This window comes from Nocardiopsis sp. NPDC006832 (assembly GCF_040635885.1).
Classification (GTDB): Bacteria; Actinomycetota; Actinomycetes; order Streptosporangiales; family Streptosporangiaceae; genus Nocardiopsis.
This window is the reverse complement of sequence record NZ_JBEYLC010000135.1, coordinates 1-2,226: the sequence shown is the minus strand read 5'-3', so window position 1 is coordinate 2,226 and position 2,226 is coordinate 1. Positions and strand designations below refer to the sequence as shown.

Here is a 2,226-nt window from a genome sequence, read left to right as displayed (position 1 = left end):
CAGACCGGTCTGCTGATGCTGCCCTTGGCCGCGGCCCTGATCGTGGTCTCGGTGCTGGTCCCTCGGATCCTCGAACGATGGGGCGCCCGGGCCTGTGTCCTGACCGGCATCGGCTTCACCGTGGCGGCGATGGCGTTCATCGCCCTGGCCGCGTCCTTCGGGGCGGGCGGACCGGTGATGATCCCGGCCATGGTGCTGATCGCCGCCGGGATGGGGTTCGGAATCGTCGGCCTTCAGTACGTCGCGGTGACCGGAGTGACCGAATCCGACGTCGGCATCGCCTCCGGTGTCCAACGCGCCGCCGACCAACTGGGGGGTTCCACCGGAATCACGGTCTACGTCGGCATCGGGTTCGCGCCCGCCCTGGGCGGCTTCGATCCGTTCCTGGTCAGTAGCCTCCTGGCCATCGCCGGACTCGTGGTCGCCGGGTTCGTCGCCTGGCGGATCTCCCTGCCCGCCGAGGCGGCTCGGGAACAGACCGTCTGATCCCGAAGGCTGTGCCCGGACGCGATACCGACCGGGCACAGCCGCTGGATCACCGACCCCGGGCGTCGGTCTTCGCGGCGTCCGCGACGTACTCCTCGAAGCTGCGTGCCGGGCGCCCGAGGGCGCGCTCCACCCCGCCTGTGGTCGCCGTGTTCCGTCCGTCCAGGACCTCCCCGAACAGCGCGGCCAACCCCTGGGCCACCTCCTCGGGAATGCCCTGTGCGGCAGACGCCGCGACGAACTCCTCGACGCTCACCCGCCGGTACTCCACGGGGTGGCCGGCCGCCGCGCCCAGCACCTTGCCCACCTCGGTGAACGTGAGCGCTCGCGGGCCGGTCATCTCGTACACCTCCCCGGCGTGCCCGTCCTCGGTGAGAGCCAGGGTGGCGACCTCGGCCACGTCGTCCAGGTCCACGAACGGCTCCGGAACGTCCGCCACCGGCAGGGCCAGCGTTCCCGACAGGACGGCCGGTACGAAGAAGTGCTCGGAGAAGTTCTGCGCGAAGAAGGAGCAGCGCAGCACGGTCAGTCCGGGAAAGACCGCCCGGACCTGTTCTTCCGCGCGCTGTGCCTCCGGTTCGCCCCGTCCGGACAGCAGCGCCATGCGGCGCACGCCGTGTTCGGTGGCGCGCGTGGCGAACGCGGTCACGGTCTCGGCCGCCCCGGGCAGGGCCAGGTCGGGGTGATAGCAGAGGTAGACGGCGTCCGACCCATCCAGAACGGCGTCCCAGGTGTCGGGGGAGCCCCAGTCGAAGGGCGGCGTACCGCTCTCCTGGTGCCCCGACCGGGAAGCGACCCTGTGGTCGACGCCGCGTTCGGTCAGAAGTCGGGTGACGCGGCGACCGGTCATCCCGGTGCCGCCGGTGACGAGAACCCGCTGCGGGCTGTTGTTCGTATCCATGTCCTCAGTACATCGAAGAAGACCTGGACGGAACATGGTTCATCTGCTGGAATGCATAAGAGAACATCCAGAATCCGATTGATCGGGGAAGGCCCATGGATCCCCTGGGGCACCTGTTCGACAGCCCGCGCGCCCGCTCGGCCTTCACCCTGCGCCTGGTCATGGGCCCACCCTGGTCGATCGACGTTCGGGCGGGGGCCGCCCTGGACCTGGTCGTGGTGACCTCGGGGACCCTGTGGCTGGACACCGGTGACGAACGGGTCGAGGCCGCCCCCGGGGACGTACTCCTGGTCCGAGGCCCCGAACCCTACGTGGCCTCCGACCGCCCCGGTCGGGTTCCGACCATCACCATCGAACCGGGGCAGCGGTGCGTGGCCGACGACGGCACCGAAGTCCACCTGAGTCTGTGTCACGGGGTCGGAACCTGGGGAAACGACCCGGACGGCGAACACGGCGCGATCATCGGTTCCTACGAGGACACCGGGGAGGTCGGTCGCCTGGCCCTGGCCGCGCTGCCCAGGCTGGCGGTGTTGCCCGCCGGTTCGGTCGACCCCATGGTCGTCTCCCTCCTCACCCGGGAGATCACCACCGCTCGGGTGGCCCAGAGCACGCTCAACGACCGTCTCCTCGACTGCCTGCTGGTCATGGCGGTCCGCGCCTGGTTGGAGTCGCATCCGGACGCCGCCCCGAACTGGCTCAGCGGCCGACGGGACATGGTCGCCGCCCAGGCCCTGGACCTGATGCACGAACAGCCCACCCGCCCGTGGACCCTGGACGTCCTGGCCGGAGAGTGCGCCGTCTCCCGTGCCACCCTGGCGGACCGGTTCTCTCGGGCGGTG

At 70.4% G+C, this 2,226-nt stretch carries 2 protein-coding genes and 1 pseudogene; 2 read left to right on the top strand and 1 reads right to left on the bottom strand.

All coding sequences use genetic code 11. The annotated features are described in order from the left end of the window. Positions 1-486: pseudogene (locus ABZ717_RS28530) on the top strand (MFS transporter); the annotation flags it as partial. Between the two features lie 49 nt (positions 487-535). Here the strand turns inward: ABZ717_RS28530 and ABZ717_RS28525 are convergent. Further along, entirely contained in the window at positions 536-1,387 is an 852-nt protein-coding gene (locus ABZ717_RS28525; RefSeq protein WP_358516350.1) for an NAD-dependent epimerase/dehydratase family protein, read from the bottom strand. Positions 1,388-1,482: 95 nt separating this feature from the next. Between ABZ717_RS28525 and ABZ717_RS28520 the strand changes: the two genes are divergently transcribed. Beyond that, on the top strand, positions 1,483-2,226 hold a 744-nt coding region (locus tag ABZ717_RS28520), incomplete at its 3' end, for a cupin domain-containing protein (protein ID WP_358516347.1).